Genomic DNA, 25,797 nt, shown 5'->3' on the forward strand with positions numbered 1-25,797 from the left:
GCGGACCCGCCTAGCGACCGAAGGCCGCTTCGAGCGGCCCTTTCGGCATGATGACGTCGAAGGCGATGTCGAAGGTGACGAACATGATCGCCGTGAACACGAAAGCGGTGAGCAGCGACTTCCACAAGGCGATCTTGCCGACGAGGCGCATGAAGCCGGCGATCAACAGGAAGCTCGCGACATAGAGGCCGAGGAACTGCATCACCAGGCAGAACAGCAGCGTCGGCACGAACACCGCCATCACGCGGCGCGCCTGGGCGCGGGTGACGAAGGTCTCTGCCGCCTTGCGGTGGGCGACCAGCGCCACGATCAGGCCGTAGAGGCTGCCGCCGCCGAGGATGATGGAGAGATAGAACGGGAAATAGCCGGGCTCGGGCCCTGTCGCATCCCAGGACGCGCCGGTGCGCCAATTGTCGTAGCCGAGTGTGACGGCAAGCGTGAGAAGAAGGAGACAGACGATGATCTCGATCGTGCCGGAGGAGACGACGGACGGCGAGTCGTCTTCGGGGGCGGTCGGATCGTCGACGACGATTTCAAGATCGGTTTGGGACATGCTCTGCCAAATCAGGTTGCGCTGTCATCATCCGCGAAAGCGGATGATCCAGTACGCCGTGCAGAAGCCGTCGTTCGTCGAGCTCTGTGCAATACTGGATGCCCCGCCTTCGCGGGGCATGACGTGGAGGATGTGATTACTTCGCGACGAATCCGGCTTCCGTCATCAGCGCCTTGTTGATGGCATCGTCCTCCTCGAGGAATTGCACCATGTCCTTGCCGGTGAGGAAGATCGGCTTCAGCGCCTGCTTCTCCATGTAGTCCTTGTATTCGGCGGTCTGCGTCACCTTGTGGAACAGCTCGACGAAGAACGCCTGCTGCTCGGCCGTGACCTTGCCGGGCAGGAACATCGCGCGCAGCATCAGATACTGCACGTCGACGCCCTGCTCCTTGCAGGTCGGGATGTCGGCCCAGGACTGGGTGTCCGTCACCTTGCTGGTGTAGGAGATGCGCTCCTTGTCGAACACGCAGAGCGGACGCACCTGGCCGGCGCGCCAGACCTCGAGATTTTCACTGGGATTGTTGACGTTGGCTTCGGTGTGGTTGCCGACGAGCTGGGTCGCGGCCTCGCCGCCGGACTTGTAGGGCAGATAGGAGAACTTCGCGCCGGTCTTCTGCTCCAGGAACACGGTGAGCACGTGATCCTCGCGCTTGGAGCCGGTGCCGCCCATCTTGAACGGCGAGCTTGCCGCCTTCGCGGCCTCGATGAATTCCTTCACCGTCTTGGGGCCGGCGCTGTTGTCCCACAGCACGAACTGGTCGAGCGCGATCACCGAGACCGGCGTGAGCTCGCGCCAGTTGAACGGGATCTTCGCCGACAGCGGCAGCATGTAGATCAGCGAATAGGCGATCAGCACCTTGTTCGGGTCGCCCTCGCTGGACTTCATGTACATCAGCGCTTCCGCACCCGATGCGCCGCCCTTGAGCGACACCACCATGGGCTGCTTCATCAGATTGTTCTTCTGGATCGCGGCCTGCATCATCCGGGCCATCTGATCCGAGGCACCGCCCGCACCCGCCGCCACGACGATCTCGACGGGTTTGGTCGGCTCCCAGCCGGCAAAGGCGGGCGTGCCGCAAAGCGCGGCCGCCAGCGCGATTGCCGCCTTCATTCCATGTCCCACGTGCGTCTTCCCTATGTTCTTGTTCGGATTGGAAATTCAGAGATGAATTCAGCGCCATTGTGCTGGCGAATCCGACCGAGTTCAAGCCACCCCATGGCATCCCCCGTATGACTTTGGAATGAGACCGGCGCGCCACAAACGACGCGGGCCCCTTCAGGGCCCGTGCCTCAGAAGTTTCGCCGCGGCAGCTGCGGCTTAGACGACCAAGATGTCGTGCTGGCTGAGCAGCACGCCGTTCTGGACGGTGACCAATGCCACCGCCGCGCCCTGGGTCCCGTCGGCGCTGTAGTAGAGCGTCTGGTTGCCGGTGTCGAAATGGAATTGGGAGAAGCCCGAGAACACATCGTCGCCGGACGTCTCGAACGTGACGTCCATTCCCGCCGTCAACCCGCCGCCGAAACCGCTCGCGGAGACGGCGATACGGTCGTGCTCGGTGGTGTTGTTGAAATCGCCGATGGTGCTCGGCGCCGACGGCTGCTGGAGGAAGGCGAAGGTGTCGTTGCCAGCGCTGCCGGTCATGGCATTGCCGCTGGCCGTTGCGATCAGGACGTCGTTGCCGCCGCCTCCGCTCATCGTCTCGGTGCCGTTGGTTGCGATCAGGATATCATCACCGCCAGTGCCGGTGAGCGCGGTTGCGCCGGCTGTGTTGTTGATGATGGTCGCGGTTGCAGCGTTGGAGGAGGTCGTCGTCCCGTCGGAGGTCGTGTAGCTGAACGAGCCGCCGGGCGTCGCGTCGTCGGTGAAGAAGGCGTCCCCGAACTGGACGGCACTGCCGCCGGAGCTCGTGGTGATCGTGCCGAGCGAAAGGTGGTCGATGGTGTCGGGGTCGGTGTCGTTCAAGGCGAGGGCCCAGTTGGGAATCTCGACCGTTGCGCTCGCGCCGACATCGGTGATGACAGTCTCGCTCACGGCGGTCGGCGCATCGTTGGTGCCGTTGATGGTGACGGTGACGTCCTGCGTGGTCGACCCGCCATTGTTGTCGGTGATCGTCACCAGATAGTCCTGGGTCAGCGTCTGCCCCTGCGCCAGGAACTGGATGTCGGCGTTGTCGACCGTGAAGTGCCAGGCGACGGATCCGGTGCCGCCGGCCTCGCTGACCGGATCGAGGGTGAACGTGCCGACATAACCGCTGCCGTTCGCCAGGAAGCTCGCGCTGTGCGTATCTCCGGTCTCGGCGTCGGAGAACGACAGCGAGCCCGCCGTGGATTCGCTGGCAGGTCCCGTCGCCGGACTGACATTGACGGAATCGAGGATCATGCCGGTGGCATCGTCCTCATAGGTGAACTGCAGCAGCGTCGACGATAGCGAGGCGTCTCCAATGAGATCGAAGGAATAGTGGTTGAGGCCCGACGGCACGTTGGCGAGCGACAGGATGGTTGCGCCGTCCCACGAGACCGAGAATGGCGTGTTGACGCCCTCGGGGTCGCCGATGACGTCGAAGCTGACGAAATAGTGCTGGCCGGGCGTGGTCGCGACGTTCTGCGACAATGTTTCCGGGCTGCCGCTCGTCGGCAGAAGCTCGACCGAATAGTGACCGAAACTGCCGCCGAACTCGAGCTGCGCGACGTGGATATGGCCTCCGCCGCTCACCGACCAGCCGGCGAGATTGCCGGTCTCGAAATCGCCGTTGACAATGACCGGCGGACCGGCGTCCTCGGTGACCGATCCGCTGACATTGGCGGCGGTGACCTGCGGATTGTCGTCGGCGCCGGCGATATTGAAGGTGAGCGTGGTCGAGGCCTGATGGCCCTGGCCGTCATCGACCGTGAAGGTGAACTGGTCGGTGACGTTGTCGCCGGCGAGCAGCGCGTCGACCGCCGCATTGGCGACATAGCCGTAGGAGCCGTCTGCGTTGAGCACCAGCGTGCCATAGGTGCCGGCCACGGAGTGGCCGACATTGGCGGCGCTGCCGTTGACCTCGGTGATGGTCCGCGGCGTGCTGAGGTCGACCGGCTGGGTCACGTCGAAAATGGCGCCGGTTGCGATTGCCGTGCCGGCATCAGATCCCGCGGTGTCGGATGCTGCGAGGGTCAGTGGTGTCAGAACCAGCGGATCGGCCGCACCATCGATGGTGACGGTGACGGTCTGGGTCGAATTGGTGAATCCGTCCCAGACGTTGACGTCATACTGCACCGTCAACGTCTCGCCGAAGCTGAGGAAGTCGAGATCGGCATCGGCGATGCTGAAGGTCCAGTCGATGCTTCCGGTGCCGGTTGCCGTAGAGTCATGCAGCACCGTGGAAAGCGCCGACTGGAGGTCCACCACCGTTTGACCGGGGATGGCAAAACTACCGTTCGACCACACCGCCGAATCCAGCACCACGCTGACCGAATGCGTGTCCGACAGATCGACGTCGTTGAAGCTCAGCGTTCCCGTCGGCACCGGGCTCGTGGTGTCAGGCGATTGCGATCCGGTGACGCCAGGCTGCTCCGACAGCGAAGCGGCCTGCGGTCCGCTCGTGATCACCGGCGCGTCGTTTGCGCCGGTGATGACGACGGAGACCGTCTGTGTCGAGCTGGTCGAGCCGTCGGCGACCTTGATATGGTAGTTCACCGTCAGCGTCTCGTTGGCCGCGAGATAGTCGAGATCCTTGTCGGCAATCGCAAAATTCCAGTCGATGCTTCCCGAGCCTGAGCCCGTGGAATCGTGCAGCACCGTGGTCAGCGCCGCGGCGAGATCGGCCTGCGTCGCCGCCGGTGGTGTCGGTCCGGAGATCGAATCCAGCGTCACCGTCACGGTGTGGGCGTCGCTGGTGTCCTGGTCGGTGAAGGCGAGCGTGCCCGCCGGAATTGTCGGCGTCGTATCGGGCACGGAAGAGCCCGTGGTGGCATCCTGCTCGACGACGGTGGAGGACTCCGGGCCGCTCGTGATGACGACGGGATGATTGACGCCGAGGATGGTGATGGTGACGTCCTGGGTGGTGGAACCACCGTGGCCATCATCGACCGTCACGTGATAGACGAGCTTGAGCGTCTCGCCGCCGTTGAGGAAATTGGTCGAGGCATTGGCCAGCGCAAAATTCCAGTCGACCTCGCCGAACAGATGACCGGTCGAATCCTGCAGCGAGGTGCCGAACGCAGCCAGCAGCTGAGCATTCGTCAGGGGTATCGAGCCGCCGCCCGAACGGGTCGCGGTGACCGTGGTCGAGACCGCGTGCGTGTCGGCGAGATCGATGTCGGTGAAGAGCAGGCTGTCGCTGGCATGTAGGTTGCCGGAGGAATCCAGGTTCTGATCCTCGACGAGCGCGGCCGATTCCGGGCACGACAGGAACAGCGGCCTGTCGTTGGTGCCGACCACGGTCACCGTGACGGTCTGGCTCGAGATTCCGCCGGCATGGTCGTCGAGCTGGACGGTGTAGGTGATGTCGAGATGCTGGCCAGCTGAAAGATAGTCGAAGGCGAGATCGGGCGCCGAGAAGGTGGTGTTGATGGTGCCGGTCGAGGAGCCGGACGTCTTGATGACGTTGTCGACGCGGAAGAACGACATCAGCTCGGCATTGCCGAACGGCCCCGGCAGCAGGCCTGCCGTGGCCCCGGACGCAGACACGCCTGTAACCGTCGCGGTGTGCCCGGTGTTGGCGAGGTCGTCGTCGGTGAAGTTGAGCGCGACGTGAACCGTGTCCGGCGTGAGCGAGAGCGTCTGGTTCGCCTGCTCGGTGACCGTCGCCGCCGTCGTCATGTTGATCACGGGCTTGTCGTCGGTGCCGGTGATGGTGATCTTGACGGTCTGGATCGCGAAGCCGCCGTGATTGTCGGAAACCTTGACGTCGTAGGTCAGGACCAGCGTCTGGTTCTTGGCGAGGAAATCGAAATCCTCGTCCTCGTCGCTGAAGGTCCATTTCAGCTGGCCCGAGCCGTTTGCATCGCTCAGGATCTGCGATTGCATCGCGGTCTGGAACTGCGCAAGCAAGGTGGCAGGGATGACCGTTCCGCCCGACACCACCGCCGAATGCAGCGTCGCGGTGGTCGTATGGGTGTCGGTCTTGTCACTGTCCTTGAAGCTCATCGTCCCCGACAGCGTGTGCAGCGCGGTTGAATCATTGAGGTTGGCGAATTCGGTGAAGCTGCCCGTCGCGGATGACGAGGTGAAAACCGGCGTGTGGTTGGTCATGGAAAATCCCTGCCTGCGTTGCCATGAAGGCGCCGTCGCATGAGAAAGCGGCGACGTGACTAATCGGTCTGAGAAATCAGACGAGACTCAACGGCTTTGACTCAAAGGCCTTGGTTTAAGGGGGTTGGCTTAAGGGTCTAGGTTCAGGAGCTTTGGCTTGTTCGCGAGGTCGTGCCTGGCGTCGGGATGGTCAGCAGCAATGAAATTCTGGCGCGGCTCGCATGGTCGAAACTACGTCGCTACTTCTACAGTTCGATTTCAGTTCAATGACGTCCGGTTGCAGCACGGTCCGCCGGAACGCTTCCACAATTAACGTCGCTCAATCGACTGGGCCTCAACCACCCGGCCGGACCATCGCCTCGGAAAACGAGACGGTGGAATGCAACCTCTGCGATCTTATGCCCGGGCTCGGCGTGCCGTCAACGTAAACGCGTGGACGCGCACGTTCACAATCGCGGTTCCGAATGACGGAACCGCCTGTAACGTCTGGGATAATTGGATTTACGCGGTCGCCTGGTGATGGATTGTCAGCAATCGCCTTGGCTCTGCACGCCGCGCACCTGGCGCAAAAAGCCGAGGACGCGCGCTACTTGCCCTTCCAGACCGGCGCACGCTTGTTGAGGAAGGCGTCCATGCCCTCGCGGAAATCTTCGCTCATATAGGCCTTGAGGATCAGATCCTCGCCTTCCTCGCGCGACAGCGTGCGGCGGATGCGGCGCACCGCTTCCTTGGTCGCCTCCAGCGTGAGCGGCGCGTGGCTGGCGACGAGCTTTGCGGTCTCCTCGGCACGGCGCTGCAGCGTCTCGACGTCGGGCACGACCTCGTTGAGCAGGCCGAGGGCGAGAGCTTCCGGCGCCTCGACCAGGCGCGCCTTGAAGATCAGATCCTTGGTGCGGGCGGGTCCCACCAGTGCGACGACGCGGCTGATGTTCGACATCGAGAGACAGTTGCCGAGCGTGCGCGCGATCGGAAAGCCCATCCGCGTCGTCTCGGTGCCGATACGGAGATCGCAGCAGGCCGCGATGCCGGCGCCGCCGCCGGTGCAGGCGCCGGCGATGGCCGCGATCACGGGCACGCGGCACTGCTCGAGCGTGCCGAGCACGCGGTCGATCCGCGCCTCGTAGTCGAGCGCGTCCTGCGCGGACTTGAACGCACGGAACTGGGAAATGTCCGTGCCCGAAGCGAAGGCCTTGTCGCCCGCGCCGGTCAGGATCAGCGCCTTGATCGAGCGGTCGGCGTTGATCTCCTGGCAGATCTCCGCCATGCGATCATACATGGCGAAGGTCATTGCGTTGCGCGCCTGGGGGCGGTTGAAGGTGATCCGCGCGATGCCGTCGGTGACGGAGTAGAGCAGGTCTTCGTTGGTCGTCGTCGGTGCGTTCATCGCGCTATCACCTTCCAAGTTAGTTCAGGCCACCTGAGCCTTGGTCATCGGCACCACGTCGCGTCCCTTCAGGACGTCCATGGCCGCCAGCACGCCACCGCTCCGGTGCGGAATCTTTGCAAGATCCAGGCCCATCTCGACGCCGGCGAGCGTACCCATCAGCATCAGATCGTTGAAATGGCCGATATGCCCGATGCGGAAAACCTTGCCCTTCACCTTGTTCAGGCCGGTGCCGAGCGACATGTCGAAGTTTTCCAGCACGACCTTGCGGAAGGCATCGGCGTCATGGCCCTCGGGCACGCGCACGCCGGTCAGCGCCGGCGAATGCGCGGCGGGATCGGCGCATTGCGTCTCGAGGCCCCAGACCTTGACCGCGGCACGCGTCGCCGCGCTATGGCGCTTGTGGCGGGTCCAGACGTTCTCCAGCCCCTCCTCCTCCAGCATCTTCACGGCTTCACGCAGGCCATAGAGCAGATTGGTCGCCGGCGTATAGGGGAAGGTGCCGAGCTTGTTGAAGCTGATGACCTCCTGCCAGTCCCAATAGGAGCGCATGCCCGGATTGGCCTTGGCAACGGCGAGCGCCTTTTCCGACACGGCGTTGAAGCCGAGGCCGGGCGGCAGCATCAGGCCCTTCTGGGAGCCCGCAACCGAGACGTCGATGCCCCAGGCATCGTGCTCATATTCCATCGAGCCGAGACCGGAGATGGTGTCGACCATCAGCAGCGCCGGATGCTTCGTGCGGTCGAGGATCTTGCGCACCTCCGCCGGCGGCGTGACGCAGCCGGTCGAGGTCTCGTTGTGGACGACGCAGACCGCCTTGATGGCGTGCTGCTTGTCGGCGGCAAGGCGCTGCTCGATCTCGGCGAGATCGGCGCCATGGCGCCAGTCGCTCGGGATGAAGTCGACGTCGAGCTTGAACTTGTCGGCGATGCCGCGCCACAGCACGGCGAACTGGCCGGTCTCGCACATCAAAACCTTGTCGCCGGGCGAGAACACGTTGACCATCGCCGCTTCCCAGGCGCCGGTGCCGGACGAGGGGAAGATGATCACGGGCTGCTTGGTGCGGAACACGCGCTGCATTGAGGCGAGGACCGCGAAACCGAGCTCGGCGAACTCCGGACCGCGATGATCCAGCGTCGGCATGTCCATCGCCCGCAGCACGCGGTCGGGCACGTTGGTCGGTCCTGGAATCTGTAGGAAATGCCTTCCAGTATGCACGGTCATAGGCGTCCTTCCCGGTCTAGCCTTGGTTTTGATGGCCGCCGAATAGCACCATTTGACCGGCTTGTCCCTCTCCTTGAGGCGCTTCCCATGCATAAGCGGCGGACATCCGCCGCCCCTATTCCGCGGCCACCATCTTGCCGGCCGGTCCCCTGCCCTCGACCTCAGCAAACGGCCGTTCCGGGTGCATCAGGAAGGCGGAAAAGCCGCCGAGCAGCAGCAGGCCCATCGACATCAGGAACGGCAGGTACCAGTTGCCGGTCGCATCGATCACGAAGCCCGCGACCAGCGGCGAGACGATGGCCGCGAAGGCCGAGCCGGTATTCATGATTCCCGAGGCGGTGCCCGAATATTTCGGCGCGATATCCATCGGGATCGACCACATCGGGCCGATCACCAGCTCGGCGCAGAAGAAGCCGGCCGACAGGCACAGCGCGACCACGGTGATGTCGTGGACGAACAGGATCGGCAGCAGCGAGAGCAGCGCCCCCGTAAACCCTGTTACGGTGACGCTGAGCCGCGCCAGGCGGACATTGCCAGTGCGGTCGAGAATCCTGTCCGAGAGCACGCCGCCGACGCTGTCGCCGACCACGCCGGCGAAGAACACGCCGGAGGCGAACAGCGCCGAGTTCTTGATGTCGAGATTGTAGTTGTTCTTGAAGAACAGCGGCAGCCAGTTGAGGTACAGCCACAGGCACCAGCCGTAGCAGAAATAGGTCAGCGTCACCGGCCACATCCGGCCCAGCAGCGCACCCCAGGGCACCCGCGGCCGCTCGCCGGCCGGGCGCGGCGGCAGCGCTGCAAGCTCGGCCTCGGTGATGGAAGCATGGTCCTTCGGCTCGTTGCGGAAGTACCAGACCCAGATCACGCCCCAGATCAGGCTGACGAAGCCGAGCACGACGAAGGCGCCGCGCCAGGTCAGCCACAGGATCAGCAGCGCCACCACCGGCGGTGTCACCGCATTGCCGAGTCGGGCGAAGGAATGAGTGAGGCCTTGCGCAAAGCCGCGGCGGTTGGCCGGGTCCAATATTGCATCGCGCGCGTTGCGGTGGGGAACGTCGCGCCCTCGCCGAAACCGAGCGCGAACCGCGCGACGAAGAGTGCAGCAAGACCGTTGACGAAGCCGGTCATGATGGTGGCGGCCGCCCAGATCATGCCGCACCAGAACAGCGTCTTGCGCGGTCCGAAATGATCGCCGACCCAGCCGCCGATCACCTGGAACAGTAGGTAAGGATAGGCGAAGGCGGAGAAGACGAGGCCGAGCTGGGTGTTCGACAGGGCCAGCTCCTTCTGGATCTCGCTCGCGGCCGTGCCGATGTTCACCCGGTCGACGTAGGTGATGAAATACATCGCGCAGAGCATCGCCAGCACGACATGCGTGGCCTTGAACCGAACCCCCACCTCACCCCTCCCGTATCGTTGTTGTTATGATTGCTGCCCGCCTGTCCCGCGCGATTTAAGTGCCGACCACCTTCAGGTGCGGCGAGGCGTTGCCTTGCGGACGCTGCTCCAAGAGCTTCATCGCAACATCGACGCCACCGGAGCGGTGCGGCACGCCCGCGACCGACAGGCCCATCTCCACGCCAGTGAGCGCGCCGAGCAGAGTGAGCGCATTGCATTCGCCGAGATGGCCGATACGGAAGACCTTTCCGGCGACCTTCGACAGGCCTGAGCCGAGCGACATGTTGTAATTGTCGAGCACGACTTTCCGGAACGCATCAGCATCATGTCCCGGCGGCATCAGCACGGCGGTCAGCACCGGCGAGAACTCTGAAGGCTCCTGGCAGAGCACTTCGAGACCCCAATGATTGACGGCGGCGCGGGTTGCGGCGGCAAGCCGCTGATGCCTGGCGAAGACGTTGTCGAGCCCTTCCTCGAGCAGCATCGCGATCGCCTCGCGCAGGCCGTAGAGCAGATTGGTCGCCGGTGTGTAGGGGAAGAAGCCTTTTGCGTTGGGCTTGAGCATCTCCTCCCAGTCGAAATAGGAGCGCGGCATCTTGTTGGTCTTGGACGCAGCCAAGGCCTTCTCCGAGATCGCGTTGAAGCCGAGCCCAGGCGGCAGCATGAAACCCTTCTGCGAGCAGCTAACGCTGACGTCGACCTTCCATTCGTCGTGGCGATAGTCGACCGAGCCGAGCGAGGAGATGGTGTCGACCATCAGCAGCGCCGGATGCGACGCGCGGTCGATCGCGGCGCGGATCTCGGCGATGCGGCTGGTCGCGCCGGTCGAGGTCTCGTTATGCACGACCATGACGGCCTTGATCGTGCGCGCCTTGTCCTCGGTAAGCTTTGCTTCGATCACCGCGGGATCGGCGCCGCGGCGCCAGTCGCCCGGGACGAAATCGACCTCGATGCCGAAGCGGCCGGCCATCTGCCGCCACAGGGTGGCGAAATGGCCGGTCTCGACCATCAGCACCTTGTCGCCCGGCGACAGCGTGTTGACGATCGCGGCCTCCCAGGCGCCGGTCCCCGACGAGGGGAAGATGATGACCGGGCCCTTGGTCTGGAAGATCTTCTGGCTGCCTTCGAGCACGGTGCGGCCAAGCTCGCCGAACTCCGCGCTGCGGTGGTCGATGACAGGCATGTCCATGGCGCGCAGGACACGCTCGGGGACCGGGCTCGGGCCCGGAATCTGAAGGAAATGGCGTCCCTGGTGCATGAAAACCTCCCTGTCGGCGGGTTCTGGCCGGCTCTGTTGGCTATTTTGCATTCATTTTTTGTCGTTTCAATCGAAATTTGGTATTCGATTGTGGACGTCGACGCGACCTAACGGGCAAACTACTGTGCTGCAAATGAAATCCACGATTCCCGACACCGGGGTTCCGATCACCCCGCCCGCCGGCAATGGCGGCGACCGCCAGGAAAACCGGCACGAGGCCTCGCTTCACGGCGAGATCCTGCTGCGGCTGCGCGACTACGTGGTCGAAGGCAACATTCCGGAGGGCGCGCGCGTTCCCGAGCGGCAGCTCTGCGAGATGCTCGGCATCTCCCGCACACCCTTGCGCGAGGCGCTGAAAGTGCTCGCGGCCGAGGGGTTGATCGAACTATTGCCCAACCGCGGCGCACGCGTGCGCCAGCTCAGCCAGCGCGACCTCGAAGAGCTGTTCGACGTCATGGCGGGACTGGAAAGCCTGGCCGGGCGGCTCGCCTGCGAAGCCATTACAGATGAGGAAATCAGCGCGATCGAGCAACTGCATTACGAGATGTACGGCCACTACCTGCACCGCGACATGCACGGCTATTTCCAGACCAACCAGCGCATCCACGAGAGCATCGTCGCGGCCGCGCGCAACGAGACGCTGAAGACCGCCTACTCCAACTTCGCCGGCCGCATTCGCCGCGTCCGCTACTCCGCCAATTTCGCCCGCAAGCGGCAGCGCTGGGCGGAAGCGATGCGCGAGCACGAGGCCATCCTCGATGCTCTGCGTCGCCGCGCCGGCAGCGAGCTCAGCGACATCCTGTTCCAGCACCTGCGCAACAAGCGGACGGCGGCGATCGAGCACCTGACCGAGCCTCAAGAGGACGCACCGGCAGCGCCTTGAGGGCGCCCGGCTTGCTCATTTTGAATTCATAATATAATCGGTCTGGAACCATAATGAATAACTCAGCAAGGCTGAGCCTCGCTGAGGCAGTCCGGGATCAGGGATGACAAACGCCTCCTCGCTCGAACGGCGCCTGCGGTCGGAATTGACCGGCGACGTCCTGTTCGACCCCTTCAGCCGCGGCCGCTACGCCACCGACGCCTCGTTCTACCAGATCATGCCATCAGGCGTGGTGGTCCCGAAGACCATGGATGAGGCCTTGAGGGCGCTGGCGATCGCCCGCGACGAAGGCCTGAAGGTCACCCCGCGCGGCGGCGGCACCTCGCAATGCGGCCAGACCGTCAATGACGGCCTGGTGGTGGATCTCTCCAAGCATCTCAACAGCATCCTGTCGCTCGACGTCGAGGGCCGGACCTGCGTGGTCGAGCCCGGCATCGTGCTCGACGACCTCAACCGGCAGCTCAAAAAGCACGGCCTGTGGTTTCCGGTCGACGTTTCCACGGCCTCGCGCGCCACCATCGGCGGCATGGCCGGCAACAATTCCTGCGGCGGCCGCTCGCTTCGCTACGGGACCATGCGCGACAACACGCTGTCGATGGAGGCATCGCTCGCCGACGGCACACTGAGCCGCTTCGGCGAGGTCTCGCGCGATCTCTCCGACCTCGAGGCCAGCGACAGCACCCGCGCCCTGTTCCGCGACATGCTCGATCTCGGCAGCCGTGAGGCCGACGAGATCGCGGCGCGCTTTCCGAAAGTGCAGCGCCGCGTCGGCGGCTACAATCTCGATGCGCTGGTGCCGCGCAATGCGCCCAACAACATGGCGCATCTCTTGGTCGGCTCGGAAGGCACCCTCGCCTTCACCACCAAGGTCGAGCTGAAGCTGTGGCCTGTGATCCGCAACAAGGCGCTGGGCGTCTGCCATTTCGGCAGTTTCTACGAGGCGATGGATGCGGCACAGCATTTGGTCAAGCTGAAGCCGATCGCGGTCGAGCTGGTCGACCGCACCATGATCGCGCTAGGCCGCGACATCGCGATGTTCCGCCCGATCATCTCCGCCGCGATCAAGGGCGATCCCGATGCCGTGCTGGTGGTCGAGTTCGCTGAGGAGGACCAGGCCGACAATCTCGTCCGTCTCAAGCAGCTCGGCGAGCTGATGGGCGATCTCGGCTTCGGCTGGAATAACGACACGCGCAAATGGGGCGGCGTGGTGGAGATCACCGAGCCGGCACTGCAGAGCGGCATCGCCGATTTCCGCGCCGCCGGCCTCAACGTCATGATGTCGATGAAGCAGGAGGGCAAGCCGGTCTCCTTCGTCGAGGATTGCGCCGTTCCGCTGCCGCATCTCGCCGACTACACCCAGCGACTGAACGAGGTGTTCGCAAAACACGGCACCAGCGGTACGATGTACGCCCATGCCTCCGAGGGCTGCCTGCACGTGCGCCCGGTATTGAACCTGAAGCTGGAGAAGGACGTCAAGGCGATGCGCGCCATCGCCGAAGAGGCCTTCGCGCTGGTCCGCGAATACAAAGGCTCGCATTCCGGCGAGCATGGCGACGGCCTGGTGCGCTCCGAATTCCACGAGACCATGTTCGGTGAGCGCTTGGTTGCCGACTTCAGGGAGGTGAAACAGCGCTTCGATCCCGCCGGCGTCCTCAATCCCGGCAAGATCGTCGATGCACCCAAAATGGACGATCGCTCGCTGTTCCGCTTCAAGCCCGATTATCGCGTCGGCGAGCTGAGGACCAGGCTCGACTGGTCGGCTTACCCCGGCGCCGGCGGCGGTTTCCAGGGGGCGGTCGAGATGTGCAACAACAACGGCGCCTGCCGCAAGCTCGAGGGTGGCGTGATGTGCCCCTCCTATCGCGCCACGCGCAACGAGAAGGACGTCACGCGGGGCCGCGCCAACACGCTGCGCCTCGCGATCTCCGGCCAGCTCGGCCCCGACGCGCTCGCCTCCGACGAGATGATGGAGACGCTGAAACTCTGCGTCTCCTGCAAGGCTTGCCGCCACGAATGCCCGACCGGCGTCGACATGGCCAAGATGAAGATCGAGGTGCTCGCGGCGCGCGCAGCCAGCCACGGCTTGAGCTTGCGCGACCGCCTTGTCGGCTACCTGCCGCGCTATGCCGGCCTTGCGGCCCGCTTCGCGCCGCTCGCCAACTTGCGCAACCACAGTCCACCGCTGCGAAAGCTGTTCGAGCGCTTTGCCGGCATCAGCGCGCGCCGGGCGCTGCCCGCCTTCCGCAGCGATGTGTTCGTGCCGCCAGCTGACAGCGTCGGCCCGGAGAGCGGCCGCGAGGTCGTGCTGTTCACCGATACCTTCAACCGCATCTATGAGCGCGAGAATCTCGACGCCGCGCTCCGCGTGCTCGCGGCCGGCGGCTATCGCGTGCACCTGCCGAAGCCTGTGAGCGGCAGCCGGCCTCTGTGCTGCGGCCGCACGTTCCTCTCGGCTGGTCTCGTCGACGAAGCCAAAGCAGAGCTCGACCGGCTGGTCTCCGCCTTCGCGCCATACGCGGCGCGCGGCGTGCCGATCATCGGCCTCGAGCCGAGCTGCCTCTTGACGCTGCGCGACGAGCTCGCATCGCTGCGCAAGGACAACGACGCCAAGGCCGTCGGCGCGCACGCCCTCACCTTCGAAGAGTTTCTCGTGCGCGAGGCCGAGGCCGGACGGCTGCAACTGCCGCTCGGCAACGTCACTGAGAAGGCCGTGGTGCACGGCCATTGCCATCAAAAGTCCTTCGGCGCCTTCAAGCCGGTCGAGCAGGTGCTGCGCCTCGTCCCCGGCCTCAAGGTCGAAACCATCGAGTCGAGCTGCTGCGGCATGGCCGGCGCCTTCGGCTATGGTGCGGACACCTACGATGCCTCGATCGAGATGGCCGAGCTGTCGCTGCTGCCCGCCGTGCGGCGCGCGGAGCCGAGCACGCTGGTCGTCGCCGACGGCACCTCCTGCCGCCACCAGATCCACGACGGCACGCAGCGCGAGGCGCTTCACGTCGCGCGCGTGCTGGCGATGAGCCTCGATCGCGCTGAAACCAATTCCACTCCCGTGACAAAGGAACCAAGCCATGGCTGAACTCACCCTCGACACCGCCCGCAAGATCCTCGACGCCGCCTTCGCAAAATCCACCGAGCTGAAGCTCAAGCCCCTCGTCGTCACCATCCTGGACGCGCGCGGCGTGCTCAAGATCGCGGCGGCGCAGGACGGCACCAGCCTGATGCGCGCCGAGATCGCCCACGGCAAGGCCTATGGCGCGCTCGCGATGGGCATGGGCTCGCGCGCGCTGTTCCAGCGCGCGCAGGAGCAGGCCTATTTCATCGATGCCGTGAACACGATCGCCAAGGGCGCCTTGGTGCCGGTCCCCGGCGGCGTGCTGATCATGGACGGCACGACCCTGCTCGGGGCGGTAGGCGTGTCCGGCGACACCTCCGACAATGACGAGGCCTGCGCGGTCGCGGGTATCCAGGCGGCGGGACTGAAGGCCAACGCGGGTTAGACTGCACCATCCCCGTCACCCTGAGGCGCCGGAGCGAAGCGGAGGCCTCGAAGGGCGACGGCCCGGCTGCATCTCGGCCGTGCATCCTTCGAGGCTCCCGGCGCGATGCTGAACGCATCGCGCCACTCGCACCTCAGGATGACGGATCGACCAGCGGCCGCTCTCAGCGTCCCGTCCAGACCGGCTTGCGCTTCTCGCTGAACGCCTTCAGCCCTTCCTTGGCGTCCTCGGTCATCGCGAGCAGCGCGATCTGGCTTTCGGTGTAGGCGATGCTTTCATCGAACGACATCGAGGCAATGGCGCGCATGGCGTATTTGCCGCGGCGGATTGCGGTCGGGGATTTGTCGACGATGCGGTCGATCAGCCAATCGACCTTGCCGTCGAGCTCAGCCGAAGGCACCGCATAGTTGAGCAGTCCCGCGCCTTGCGCGGCCTTCGCATCGAACGGCTCGCCCGTCAGAGCCCATTCATTGACCAGCCGCGGCGGCGCGATGGACTGCAACAGGCTCAGCACCTGCATCGGGAACACGCCGACCTTCACCTCGGGCAGGCCGAAGATGACGTGATCGGCGGCAACCGCCATGTCGGTCATGCACAAGAGGCCCATGCCGCCGGCCATGCAGACGCCGCCAACCCGCGCAATCGCCGGCTTGGTCGCGTTCTGCGACAGGCGCAGCAGATCGGCATAGTCGACATTTGGTTTGGAATGATCCATCGCGAAGGCCGCGCCGGAGTTCTGCAGGTCCGCGCCCGCACAGAACGCCTTGTCGCCCGCGCCCGTCAGCACGATGACGCGGACGTCCTTGTCCTCATGCGCGTCGCGATAGCCTTTGCTGATGCCGGCGATCACGTCGCCGTTCAGCGCGTTGCGCTTCTCCGGCCGGTTGATGGTGATCCAGAACGCCTGCCCGCGCTTTTCGGTGATGACGGCTGTGGTGTCGGTCATGGCACGCTCGCTTCCTTGCTCCCGTTTGCCGCCATTTGCGGCAGCTCGGGTGAAGGGTGCAAGCGCAAACTGCGGCGCGGCGCCGCTTTAGCGCCTCGACGCAATTTGGGGGACGATCGAAGCGCGAGCCGCGCCTCAGGTCGCGACCGCTTTCCTGATCCAGACCTTGTTGTCGTGGAACGCGGCCCCGCCGATCGGCGCGATCGTGTCCGCGCCCGTCAGCATGTTGATGCCGCGGCCGCCGATATGATTCTTGTTGGGGTGAACGGACTCCGCGATCAAGACGCCGCGTCGCACGCCCTCGAACAGCGTTGCGACCAGCGTTGTCTCGCCGCGGCTGTTGCCGAGCGTCACGGCATCACCGTCGGCAATTTCGAGCGCGGCCGCATCCAGCGGATGGATCATCACGCTCGCTTTGCCCTCGCGCGCCTGCGAGGACGGCGTCTCGTTGAAGGTGGTGTTGAGAAAGCTGCGCGAGGGGCTGGTGGCGAGCCGGAACGGATGGGCCTGGTCGGCATGCTCGATCACCGCCCAATGGTCCGGCAACCCCGGCATCTTGTCGAAATCGCCCATTGTCACGCCGAACGGCGGGTGCGCCCAATCCGCCCTGAAGTGGAATTTCTTGTCGGCATGGGCAAAGCCGTCGAGGAAATGCGAGGTGCGGAAGTCCGGCTGCAGGTCGCGCCAGAGATCTGCTTCGAGAGCACCGATGTCGCCGTGATTGCTCAGCTTCAGCGTCGCGTCGATCAGTTCGCGCGGAGTCATCTCGAAGCCCGGGTGGTTGGCGCCAAGCCGCGGCGCCAGCGCCCGCAGGACCTCATGATTGGAGCGGCATTCGCCGGGCGGGTCGATCAGCTTCGGCCCGACCGAGATGTGCTGGTGACCGCCGCCGTAATAGAGGTCGTCGTGCTCCATGAACATGGTCGCCGGCAGCACGATGTCGGCCATCAGCGCCGTCTCGGTCATGAACTGCTCGTGCACCGCGACGAACAGATCCTCGCGCGCAAAGCCCTGACGCACGAGCGCCTGCTCCGGCGCCACCGTCATCGGGTTGGTGTTCTGGATCAGCATCGCCTTGACCGGCCCCTTGCCGCGCAGGGCCTCAGCGTCGCCGGTAAGGATGCGGCCGATCTTGGACTGGTCGAGCGCGCGGACGCTGTGGTCGATCGCATCGTGGCCCTCGATGATGGATTCGTTGAAGTGCCACAGCGCATAATTGTTGAAGAATGCGCCGCCGCCCTCGTACTGCCAGGCGCCGGTCACCGCCGGAATGCAATTCGCCGCGTGCATCTGCACGGCGCCATTGCGGCTGCGCGTAAAGCCGTAGCCATAGCGGAAGAACGTCCGCTTGGTCTCGCCGACCGCCTTGGCGAAGGCCTCGATCTCCGCCACCGGCACGCCGCAGATCGCAGAAGCCCATTCGGGGGTACGCGTCTTCAGATGCGCCTCGAGCTCGGCGGGGCAGTCCGTGTATTTGTCCATGTAGGCGCGGTCGGCATAGCCGTCGCGGAACAGGACATGCATGACGCCGCAGGCGAACGCGCCGTCGGTGCCCGGACGCAGGATGATCTTGATGTCAGCCTGCTTCATGGTCTCGTTGTCGTAGATGTCGACCGCCGCGATCTTCGCGCCGCGCTCCTTGCGGGCGCGCGAGGCGTGCGTCATCACGTTGACCTGGGTGTTGACGGGATTGGTGCCCCAGATCACGACGAGGTCTGACAGCGCCATCTCGCGTGGATCGACCCCGGCGATCTTGCCGGTGCCGATCGCATAGCCGATGCGGCCCACGTTGGCGCAAATCGTTTGATAGAAGCGCGAATACTTTTTCACATGGGTGAGGCGGTTGAGCCCGTCCCGCATCACCAGCCCCATCGTGCCGGCGTAGTAATAGGGCCAGATCGATTCCGCGCCGAACTCGCGCTCCGCCCGGTTGAAGCGCTCCGCGATCTCGTCCAGCGCCTCGTCCCACGAGATCCGCGCAAACTGGCCCGTGCCCTTCGGCCCAATGCGGCGTATCGGGAATGTCACCCTCTCCGGGTGATGGATGCGCTCAGCGTAGCGGGCGACCTTGGCGCAGACGACGCCGGCCGTATAGGTCTGTTTTTTCGAACCGCGGACGCGGCCGATGCTGCGGCCCTCGACCACCTCGACATCGAGGGCACAGGCCGAGGGGCAATCATGCGGACAGGTCGAATGGCGGATTTCGATCTTGGCGTGCTGGTTCATGTCTCAGTTCGTAACACCAAAATACCAGCCAGCCGAGGGCATTTATCCGGCAGTGCCCATGCGATTTGCTCAAACCGTGCGCGCCGGCGGTTCCTGCCGCAACCGCGAAATGCGGCCCAATCACACCGAATCCCCCCGGATATTCCCGGCCGGATCGGCTTTGTGAGGCGTCGACAGTCCGCCTCCCCTGCCGCTACAGTGGCTGCCAACAAGAACGATATCAGGGAGGTGGGCGTGACGGCCCGACAACTCATGCTGGCGCTGGTCGCCGGCTTGCTCGGCGCATTCGCCGCGGCCCCCTCATCGGCACAGGATTATCCGACGCGCGCGGTCCGCATCATCGTCCCCTTCGGGGCCGGCGGGCCGGCCGATGTCGCTGCCCGGCTGATCGGCAACGTGCTCCAGGAGAGCTTTGGCCAGCCTTTCGTGATCGAGAACCGCACCGGCGCGGGCGGCGTCATCGGCACGGTCGAAGCTGCGAAGTCACCGGCCGACGGCTACACGCTGCTGATGATGTCCAACACCCAGACCGCGAATGAATCGCTGCTGACGCCGGACAAGCGCAAATACGAGCTGATGCGCGACCTCGCGCCGATCGCGCCGGTCAACTATTCCGATCTCGTCATCGTGGTGAACCCGCAAGTCCCGGTGAAGACGCTTGCCGACTTCATCGCGCTCGCCAAATCGCAGCCGGGAAAGCTGAACTATGCCTCCTCCGGCCAGGGCACGCCGTATCACATGGCCGGTGAGCTGTTCAAAGCGATGGCCGGCATCGACGTCGTCCATGTCCCCTACCGCAATAGCGGCGAAGCTCGCAGCGGCGTGATCGGCGGACAAGTGCAGATGATGATCGACGCCGTGCCGGCGATGGCGCCGAACATTGCCGAAAACCAGGTTCGCCCGCTCGCCACCACCGGCAAGCAGCGCTCCACGGTGCTGTCGAACGTGCCGACCGCTGGCGAGGCCGGCGTAGTCGGCTACGAGGCCACGATCTGGCTGGGCCTGATGGCGCCGGCCGGCACGCCGAAGCCTGTCATCGACAAGCTCAATGCCGCTGTAAACGCAATGGTGAAGCGGCCCGACATCGTAAAACTCTGGACCGAGCAAGGTGCCGTCCCCATGTCAATGACACCGCAGGAATTCGAGAAATTCCTGCGCGGCGACATCGAGAAATGGGCCGATGTCGTCAAGAAATTCGACAAGTCCTGAGGCTGCCCTGCTCATGCCCACGCTTCAATTCCGGCTCAACGGCGCGGTGATCGCCGTGGATGCCGATCCAGACCAGATGCTGCTCGATGTGCTGCGCACCCGGCTCGGCATCACCGGAGCGCATTTTGGCTGCGGCGCCGGCGAGTGCGGCGCCTGTCATGTCATGGTCGACGGCCGCGCGATCGCCTCCTGCGACATGCCGATGTGGTCGGTCGCGGACAAGGATGTCGTCACGGTGGAAGGCCTCGGGACAGTGGAGCAGCCGCATCCGCTGCAACGCGCTTTCATCGCCGAACAGGCGATGCAATGCGGCTATTGCGTCTCGGGGATCCTGATCAGCGCAGCGGCGCTGCTGAAACGCAATCCGTCGCCGACCGAGGGTGAGGTGAGAGCAGCGCTCGATCGCAACCTGTGCCGCTGCGGCTCGCATAACCGCATGGTCCGTGCGGTGTTGCGCGCGGCGTCGGAGATGGCGGCGTCATGAGCTTCCCTGCCCCGAAACTGCCGGTCAGCCTGGTGGCCAATCCAAGGCTGTCGTCCTGGGTGAAATTCACCGGTGACGGCCGTGTGGCGATCTCGCCGGGCAAGGTCGAGATCGGCCAGGGCATCGTCACGGCGCTGGCGCAGATCGCAGCGGACGAGCTCGACGTCGATATCTCCAAGGTCGAAATGATGCGTGCCTCGACGGCAGCCAGCCCAAACGAAGGCGTCACGTCAGGCAGCCTTTCGATCCAGCAATCCGGTCGCGCGCTCCGACACGTCTGTGCCGAGGTGCGCCAGCGTTTCCTGCTTGCGGCTTCCGAGCGTCTCGGTGTCGATGAGGCGTTACTCGATGTCGATGACGGCACGATCTCGGGTCCCGGCAATGTCAGGACCAGTTATTGGGAGCTGGCCGGTGATGTTTCGCTCGACCACGACGCCACCCCAGGCGCGACAGCGAAGCTCGCCACGAGGCGCGCCGTCGCCGGGCATTCCGTCCGGCGCGTGGACATTCCCGACAAGGTGTTCGCCCAGCCCCGCTTCATCCATGACCGGGCATTGCCTGGTTTGCTGCACGGACGCGTGCTGCGGCCGGACATCTCGGGCGCCAGGCTGATCGCGCTGGACGAGACAGCCGCACGCGCGATCCCCGGCCTCGTCGCGATCGTCCGCGACGACGGCTTTGCCGGCGTGGTCGCTGAAAGTGAGGCAGCGACGGAAGCCGCATTGAAAGTCCTGCGCAAAGGGGCGACATGGTCCGCGGGCGAGCCCCTGCCCGACGAAGATGATCTGGCGGGATTCCTGAAAAGCCAGCCGGTCGAGACCACCGTCATCGACACCAGAACAGCGGCCTCGCCGAAGCAAGCCGTGCGCACGCTCCGGCGGCAATACATCCGTCCCTACATCGCCCATGCCTCGATCGCACCCTCCTGCGCCATGGCGCAATGGGACGGCGATCGTGTCCACGTCTGGACGCACAGCCAGGGCGTCTATCTGCTGCGCGCCGATCTCGCCATCGTGCTCAAGCTGCCGGCCGAGAACATCGTGGTCGAGCACATGGAGGGAGCCGGCTGCTACGGACACAACGCGGCCGACGATGTCGCGCTCGATGCCGTGCTGCTGGCGAAAGCGGCCGGCGGCCGTCCGGTGCGGGTGCAATGGTCGCGCCACGACGAGATGAGCCACGCGCCGTTCGGCGCGGCGATGGCCATCGAGATCGAGGCCGATCTCGACGCGGACCATGAGATCGTCGGCTGGCGTCACGCGATCTGGAGCAACGGCCACGCCGCAAGGCCAGGGCGTGCGGCGCAGCCCGCGCTGCTCGCGGCAACCGAGATCGCAAATTCCTATCCGCGCATGATCTCGACCAATCCGCCCGCAGCCAATGGCGGCGGTGGCGACCGCAACTCCGTTCCACTCTATGACCTCCCGGCCTGGACGATCACGAGCCACCGGCTGCTGACCATGCCGGTACGTACCTCGGCGCTGCGGACGCTGGGCGGACAAGGCAATGTCTTCGCCATCGAGTCTTTGCTCGATGAGATCGCCGCGCTGCGCGGCGAGGACCCCGTCGCATTCCGCCTGCGCCATCTCCGTGACGAGCGGGCGCGCGACGTCATCCGCGCCGCAGCCCGACGCGCGCAATGGAAACCTCAGAAGCAGGCCGGCATCGGTCACGGCGTCGGCTTTGCCCGCTATAAGAACACTGGCGCCTATTGCGCCGCAATTGCAGAGATCGAAGGTGCCGACGACATCCGCGTGAAGCGGCTGACTCTTGCGGTCGACGTCGGCGAAGCCATCAATCCAGACGGCGTCGTCAACCAGATCGAGGGCGGTGCGATCCAGGCGACGAGCTGGGTGCTGAAGGAGCGCGTTCGTTTCGACCGGTCGCGTATCACCTCGACCTCGTGGACGGACTATCCGATCCTGACATTCAGCGAGGTGCCGGCGGTGGATGTCGAGATCATCCAGCGGCCGGAGATCGAGCCGGTCGGCGCCGGCGAAGCCGCGCACGGCCCGGTGACGGGGGCGATCGCGAATGCCGTGTTCGATTGCCTCGGCGTGCGCGTGCGCGACCTGCCGATCACGCGCGACAGGATCATTGCAGCCATGGAGCTTGCATCGTGACGACAGTGAACATCTTGAGCGGCGGCGCGGCGCAAGGCCTGGTGCGCGGCCTCACTGATGCCTTCAAGGCTGAGACCGGCTGTAGCATTGACGGCGAGTTCGGCGCCGTTGGTATCATGGCCGACAAGCTGCGCGCGGGTACGCCGGCCGATCTCGTGATCCTGACGCAGGCCCTGCTTGCGAAGCTTGCCGAGGAGAAGCTCGTTACCCCCGCCTCGATCGCGGATGTCGGCCGGGTGGAGACCGCGTTGGCGGTCCGCAGCCGCGACCCCAGGGTGACGGTGAAGACCGAATCCGATTTGCGCGACGCGCTGCGTTCCGCAGACGCCATCTACGTCCCGGACACGAAGGCGTCGACCGCGGGACAGCACGTCGCAAAGGTGCTGGATCAGCTCGGCATCGCCTACGAGGTGGCATCGCGCCTCAAGATTTTTCCCAACGGTGCGACGGCGATGCGGGAGCTTGCAACTTCAACTGCGCAAAGACCGATCGGATGCACGCAGGCCACCGAGATCATCGCGACCGACGGCATCGCGCTGTCGTGGGCGCTTCCGCCGGGCTGCGAGCTGGTGACGATGTACACGGCCGGCGTGACCGCGCGGGCCGCACATCCGAAAGAAGCAGCCGCGCTGGTCGCGTTGCTGACCGGCGCAAACCGGAAAGACTTGCGCCGGCGCATGGGCTTTGCCGGCTAGATGCGGCTGGCCGTCCTATTTGTGCAACTGGGTGAGACCGGTCGGCGGACCATCGACCGCGGTCCAGCCGCCGTCAACGAACAACGTGCTGCCGCTGACATAGCTCGCGGCGTCCGAGGCGAGATAAGCCACGGCGGTGGCGACCTCGTCCGCACTGCTCCAGCGGTTGAACACGGTGTGGCCGGCGTAAAGATTGTAGATGTCGGGACGCTGCTTGAACGGGCCGGTCAGCGCGGTCTCGGCGATACTCGGCGCAATCGCGTTGACGCGCACGCCGGCATGGCCGACCTCGGAGGCAAAGCCCTTCACCAAGAGGCCGATCGCCGCCTTGGTGGAGCCGTAGACGCCAAGGCCGGGCTCGATGGTCACCGCGCGCACCGAGGAGCAGGCAATGATGCTCCCGCCCTTCTGCGCGACCATGATGCGGCCGAAGGCCTGGAAGAACCAGACCGTGCCCTTGACGTTGAGGTTGAGGACGCGGTCGAGATCCTCCTCGGTGTAGTCGAGGATGGTTTTGCGGATGTTGAGCCCGGGCGTCGTCACGGCGATGTCGAGCCGTGGGAACTTTTGCATCACGGTTTTCGCCAGTGCGTTGACGTCCGCAGCGCTCGCGGCATCGCAGCTGGCTGCTTCCGCCCACCCGCCCTTCTCGCGAATGCCGGCCGCGGTTGCTTCCGCAGCGCCAAGCGCGCGATCGGCGCAGACGACGCGGGCCCCTAACCCGGCCAGCGCCTCGGCCGACGATTTGCCGATCCCCGAGGCGGCACCGAGCACCACGGCCGTCTTGCCGGTGAGATCGAAGAGCTTGCGATAGTCAGTCACGGACGGATTCTCCCTGTGTTGCTGCTATCCCTTGTAGCCCATCAGCAGGCGAGGCAGCCACAGCGAGAACGCGGGGACGTAGGTCACGAACATCAGAGCTGCGATCAGGGCAGCATAGAACGGCAGGATGGTGCGCATCACCGCGCCGACCGAGATGCCGCCGATGGCGCAGCCGACGAACTGCGTCGTTCCGACCGGCGGGGTGTTCAGTCCGAGCGCGCAGTTGATCAGCATCAGCATTCCGAACTGCACCGGGTCCATGCCGGCTTTCATCGCGATCGGCAGGAAGATCGGGGTGCAGATCAGGATGGTCGCCGCCATGTCCATGAACGTGCCGAGCACGAACAGGATGATGTTGATGAGCAGGAAGATCATCCAGGGCTGCGAGGACACCTTGCTCATGAGGTCGCCGGCGAAATCGGCCACCTCGTAGAGACCCATCAGGTACTGGAACATGGTGGAGACGCCGATCAGCAGCAGCACCACGCCCGTCGTCTTCACCGCCTTGGCCGCGGCCCGCAGGAAGTTCTGCAGGGTCATGGTGCGGTAGATGAAGAAAGTCAGCAGGATCGTGTAGGTGACCGCAACGGCTGCGGATTCGGTGGCCGTGAAGACGCCGGACAGGATGCCCGCCAGGATGATGCCGACGATCAGCAGGCCGGGCAGCGCGGCCGCGAGCGAGCGGAACACCTCGGCCCAACCCGGAAACTTGCCGGCCGGATAGCCGCGCTTCACCGCGACGGCGTAGGCAGCGACCAGCATGCACACCATCAGCACCAGCGCTGGCAGGAGACCCGCGGCGATCAGCGCGCCGATCGAGACCTTGCCGCCGGCTGCCAGCGCATAGATGATCATGTTGTGGCTGGTCGGCATCAGCGCGCCCACCAGCGAGGCATGGGTGGTGACGTTGACGGCGTAGTCGGTGTCGAACCCTTCCTTTTTCATCATCGGGATCATCACCGCGCCCATCGCCGACACGTCGGCCACGGGCGAGCCGGAGACGCCGCCGAACAGCGTGCAGGCGACCACGTTCGACATGCCGAGGCCGCCGCGGATGTGGCCGACGAGATTCTTGGCGAGCTTCACGATCTTGTCGGCGACGCCGCCATGCAGCATCAGCTCACCGCTGAAGACGAAGAACGGGATGGCCAGGAACGAGAAGATGTTCATCCCCGACATCATCTGCTGGAAGATGACGGCCACCGGCAGGCCTTCGTAGAGGATGGTGCAGATCGCCGAGAGGCCGATCGCGAAGGCGACCGGAACGCCGAGGATCAGGAAGCCGAAGAAAGTGGCGCCGAGGATGATCAGTTCCATGAGGGGACGACCTCTTCGCCGCGCAGGAGAGCAATGATGTGCTCGATGGAAAAGGAGACGATCAGGACGCCGGAGGCGATCAGCGGCACGTAGCGGATCACTTCAGGCAAGCCGAGATTGGGGATTTTCACGGTGCCGACCGATGATCCGAGGATCCAGCCGTTATAGGCCATCGCGATGCCGAACACGGCCACCAGAACGTGGATCACGATCTCGATCTTCTCACGCACATGATCCGGAAGCATGACCAGCAGACTGTCCATGCCGATGTGGCCGGCATCGCGCACGCCGACGGCGGCACCGATGAGTGTGACGTACAGGATCAGGACCAGCGCCAGATTCTCGGTCCAGGTCGGGCTGGAATTGAGCACGTAACGTCCGAACACCTGGTAGAACACGATGGTGACGATGACGAGCAGTCCGGTCACCGACAGATACATGCCGAGGCGCGCGATAGGTGCATTGATCCGCGAGAGCAGGCCAGTGGACGGCCGTCCGGTGACCGCCTCCTGCTCGTGATCTGCAACGTGTGGGTCTGTCATCGC

Annotated in this window: 18 protein-coding genes and 1 pseudogene; 7 read left to right on the forward strand and 12 right to left on the reverse strand. The window is 64.8% G+C overall.

Annotated features, from left to right (window positions below; translation table 11 throughout):
- Nucleotides 1–10: 10 nt before the first annotated feature.
- The 7 genes and pseudogenes from IQ16_RS32800 to IQ16_RS32830 all read right to left on the reverse strand — a co-directional run bounded on the left by IQ16_RS32800 (nucleotide 11) and on the right by IQ16_RS32830 (nucleotide 11,050).
- Entirely contained in the window at nucleotides 11–553 is a 543-nt protein-coding gene (locus IQ16_RS32800) for a tripartite tricarboxylate transporter TctB family protein (RefSeq protein WP_018643180.1), read from the reverse strand.
- A 136-nt stretch (nucleotides 554–689) separates the two neighbouring features.
- Complete coding sequence (locus IQ16_RS32805; protein WP_026312026.1) at nucleotides 690–1,664, reverse strand: Bug family tripartite tricarboxylate transporter substrate binding protein; 975 nt, start codon at nucleotides 1,662–1,664, stop codon at nucleotides 690–692.
- Nucleotides 1,665–1,871: 207 nt separating this feature from the next.
- On the reverse strand, nucleotides 1,872–5,786 hold the full coding sequence (locus IQ16_RS32810; RefSeq protein ID WP_026312025.1) for a beta strand repeat-containing protein: 3,915 nt from the start codon (nucleotides 5,784–5,786) through the stop codon (nucleotides 1,872–1,874).
- Nucleotides 5,787–6,372: 586 nt separating this feature from the next.
- Entirely contained in the window at nucleotides 6,373–7,170 is a 798-nt protein-coding gene (locus tag IQ16_RS32815; RefSeq protein WP_018643177.1) for an enoyl-CoA hydratase/isomerase family protein, read from the reverse strand.
- Between the two features lie 24 nt (nucleotides 7,171–7,194).
- Nucleotides 7,195–8,394: a pyridoxal-phosphate-dependent aminotransferase family protein gene (locus IQ16_RS32820; protein WP_018643176.1), complete on the reverse strand. Its 1,200-nt coding sequence runs from the start codon at nucleotides 8,392–8,394 to the stop codon at nucleotides 7,195–7,197.
- A 115-nt stretch (nucleotides 8,395–8,509) separates the two neighbouring features.
- Nucleotides 8,510–9,792, reverse strand: a pseudogene (locus IQ16_RS32825) (MFS transporter).
- A 55-nt stretch (nucleotides 9,793–9,847) separates the two neighbouring features.
- The gene (locus tag IQ16_RS32830; protein WP_026312024.1) at nucleotides 9,848–11,050 is read right to left on the reverse strand and encodes a pyridoxal-phosphate-dependent aminotransferase family protein; all 1,203 of its coding nucleotides are present in this window, start codon (nucleotides 11,048–11,050) and stop codon (nucleotides 9,848–9,850) included.
- Nucleotides 11,051–11,183: 133 nt separating this feature from the next.
- Here IQ16_RS32830 and IQ16_RS32835 point away from each other — a divergent pair, with 133 nt between their 5' ends.
- The 3 genes from IQ16_RS32835 to IQ16_RS32845 all read left to right on the forward strand — a co-directional run bounded on the left by IQ16_RS32835 (nucleotide 11,184) and on the right by IQ16_RS32845 (nucleotide 15,430).
- Nucleotides 11,184–11,933: a GntR family transcriptional regulator gene (locus tag IQ16_RS32835; protein ID WP_026312023.1), complete on the forward strand. Its 750-nt coding sequence runs from the start codon at nucleotides 11,184–11,186 to the stop codon at nucleotides 11,931–11,933.
- 103 nt (nucleotides 11,934–12,036) lie between these two features.
- Complete coding sequence (locus IQ16_RS32840) at nucleotides 12,037–15,009, forward strand: FAD-binding and (Fe-S)-binding domain-containing protein (protein ID WP_018643173.1); 2,973 nt, start codon at nucleotides 12,037–12,039, stop codon at nucleotides 15,007–15,009.
- Nucleotides 15,002–15,430 (forward strand): GlcG/HbpS family heme-binding protein, encoded by a 429-nt coding sequence (locus IQ16_RS32845; protein ID WP_018643172.1) that lies wholly within the window; start codon nucleotides 15,002–15,004, stop codon nucleotides 15,428–15,430. Before IQ16_RS32840 ends, IQ16_RS32845 begins: the two co-directional genes overlap by 8 nt.
- A 163-nt stretch (nucleotides 15,431–15,593) precedes the next feature.
- On the opposite strand, the gene IQ16_RS32850 is transcribed toward IQ16_RS32845, so the two are convergent.
- Together IQ16_RS32850 and IQ16_RS32855 are read right to left on the reverse strand one after the other, a co-directional pair.
- The gene (locus tag IQ16_RS32850; RefSeq protein ID WP_018643171.1) at nucleotides 15,594–16,376 is read right to left on the reverse strand and encodes an enoyl-CoA hydratase/isomerase family protein; all 783 of its coding nucleotides are present in this window, start codon (nucleotides 16,374–16,376) and stop codon (nucleotides 15,594–15,596) included.
- Nucleotides 16,377–16,511: 135 nt separating this feature from the next.
- Nucleotides 16,512–18,602, reverse strand: coding sequence for a molybdopterin-dependent oxidoreductase (locus IQ16_RS32855; RefSeq protein WP_018643170.1), 2,091 nt, complete (start codon nucleotides 18,600–18,602; stop codon nucleotides 16,512–16,514).
- Between the two features lie 252 nt (nucleotides 18,603–18,854).
- On the opposite strand from IQ16_RS32855, the gene IQ16_RS32860 reads away from it, so the two are divergent.
- The 4 genes from IQ16_RS32860 to IQ16_RS32875 are packed head-to-tail and all read left to right on the forward strand — an operon-like array spanning nucleotide 18,855 to nucleotide 23,113.
- A complete protein-coding gene (locus tag IQ16_RS32860; RefSeq protein WP_208751653.1) occupies nucleotides 18,855–19,811 on the forward strand; it encodes a Bug family tripartite tricarboxylate transporter substrate binding protein in 957 nt (318 codons plus the stop codon).
- Between the two features lie 13 nt (nucleotides 19,812–19,824).
- Nucleotides 19,825–20,295 (forward strand): (2Fe-2S)-binding protein, encoded by a 471-nt coding sequence (locus tag IQ16_RS32865; RefSeq protein ID WP_018643168.1) that lies wholly within the window; start codon nucleotides 19,825–19,827, stop codon nucleotides 20,293–20,295.
- Nucleotides 20,292–22,418 (forward strand): xanthine dehydrogenase family protein molybdopterin-binding subunit, encoded by a 2,127-nt coding sequence (locus tag IQ16_RS32870; RefSeq protein WP_018643167.1) that lies wholly within the window; start codon nucleotides 20,292–20,294, stop codon nucleotides 22,416–22,418. The genes IQ16_RS32865 and IQ16_RS32870 overlap by 4 nt, the downstream gene beginning before the upstream one ends.
- Entirely contained in the window at nucleotides 22,415–23,113 is a 699-nt protein-coding gene (locus IQ16_RS32875; protein ID WP_018643166.1) for a molybdate ABC transporter substrate-binding protein, read from the forward strand. Before IQ16_RS32870 ends, IQ16_RS32875 begins: the two co-directional genes overlap by 4 nt.
- A gap of 15 nt (nucleotides 23,114–23,128) precedes the next feature.
- Here IQ16_RS32875 and IQ16_RS32880 read toward each other — a convergent pair whose 3' ends face one another.
- From IQ16_RS32880 to IQ16_RS32890, 3 genes are read right to left on the reverse strand one after another with little or no spacing between them, the layout of a single operon-like run.
- Nucleotides 23,129–23,935, reverse strand: a complete 807-nt coding sequence (locus IQ16_RS32880) for an SDR family NAD(P)-dependent oxidoreductase (RefSeq protein ID WP_018643165.1) — start codon at nucleotides 23,933–23,935, stop codon at nucleotides 23,129–23,131.
- Between the two features lie 24 nt (nucleotides 23,936–23,959).
- Complete coding sequence (locus IQ16_RS32885; RefSeq protein ID WP_018643164.1) at nucleotides 23,960–25,252, reverse strand: TRAP transporter large permease; 1,293 nt, start codon at nucleotides 25,250–25,252, stop codon at nucleotides 23,960–23,962.
- Nucleotides 25,243–25,794 carry a TRAP transporter small permease gene (locus IQ16_RS32890; RefSeq protein ID WP_018643163.1) on the reverse strand — a complete coding sequence of 184 codons (552 nt, stop codon included), beginning with the start codon at nucleotides 25,792–25,794 and terminating at the stop codon, nucleotides 25,243–25,245. The genes IQ16_RS32885 and IQ16_RS32890 overlap by 10 nt, the downstream gene beginning before the upstream one ends.
- Nucleotides 25,795–25,797: the final 3 nt, after the last annotated feature.

The organism is Bradyrhizobium huanghuaihaiense, assembly GCF_007830635.1.
Taxonomy (GTDB): domain Bacteria; phylum Pseudomonadota; class Alphaproteobacteria; order Rhizobiales; family Xanthobacteraceae; genus Bradyrhizobium; species Bradyrhizobium huanghuaihaiense.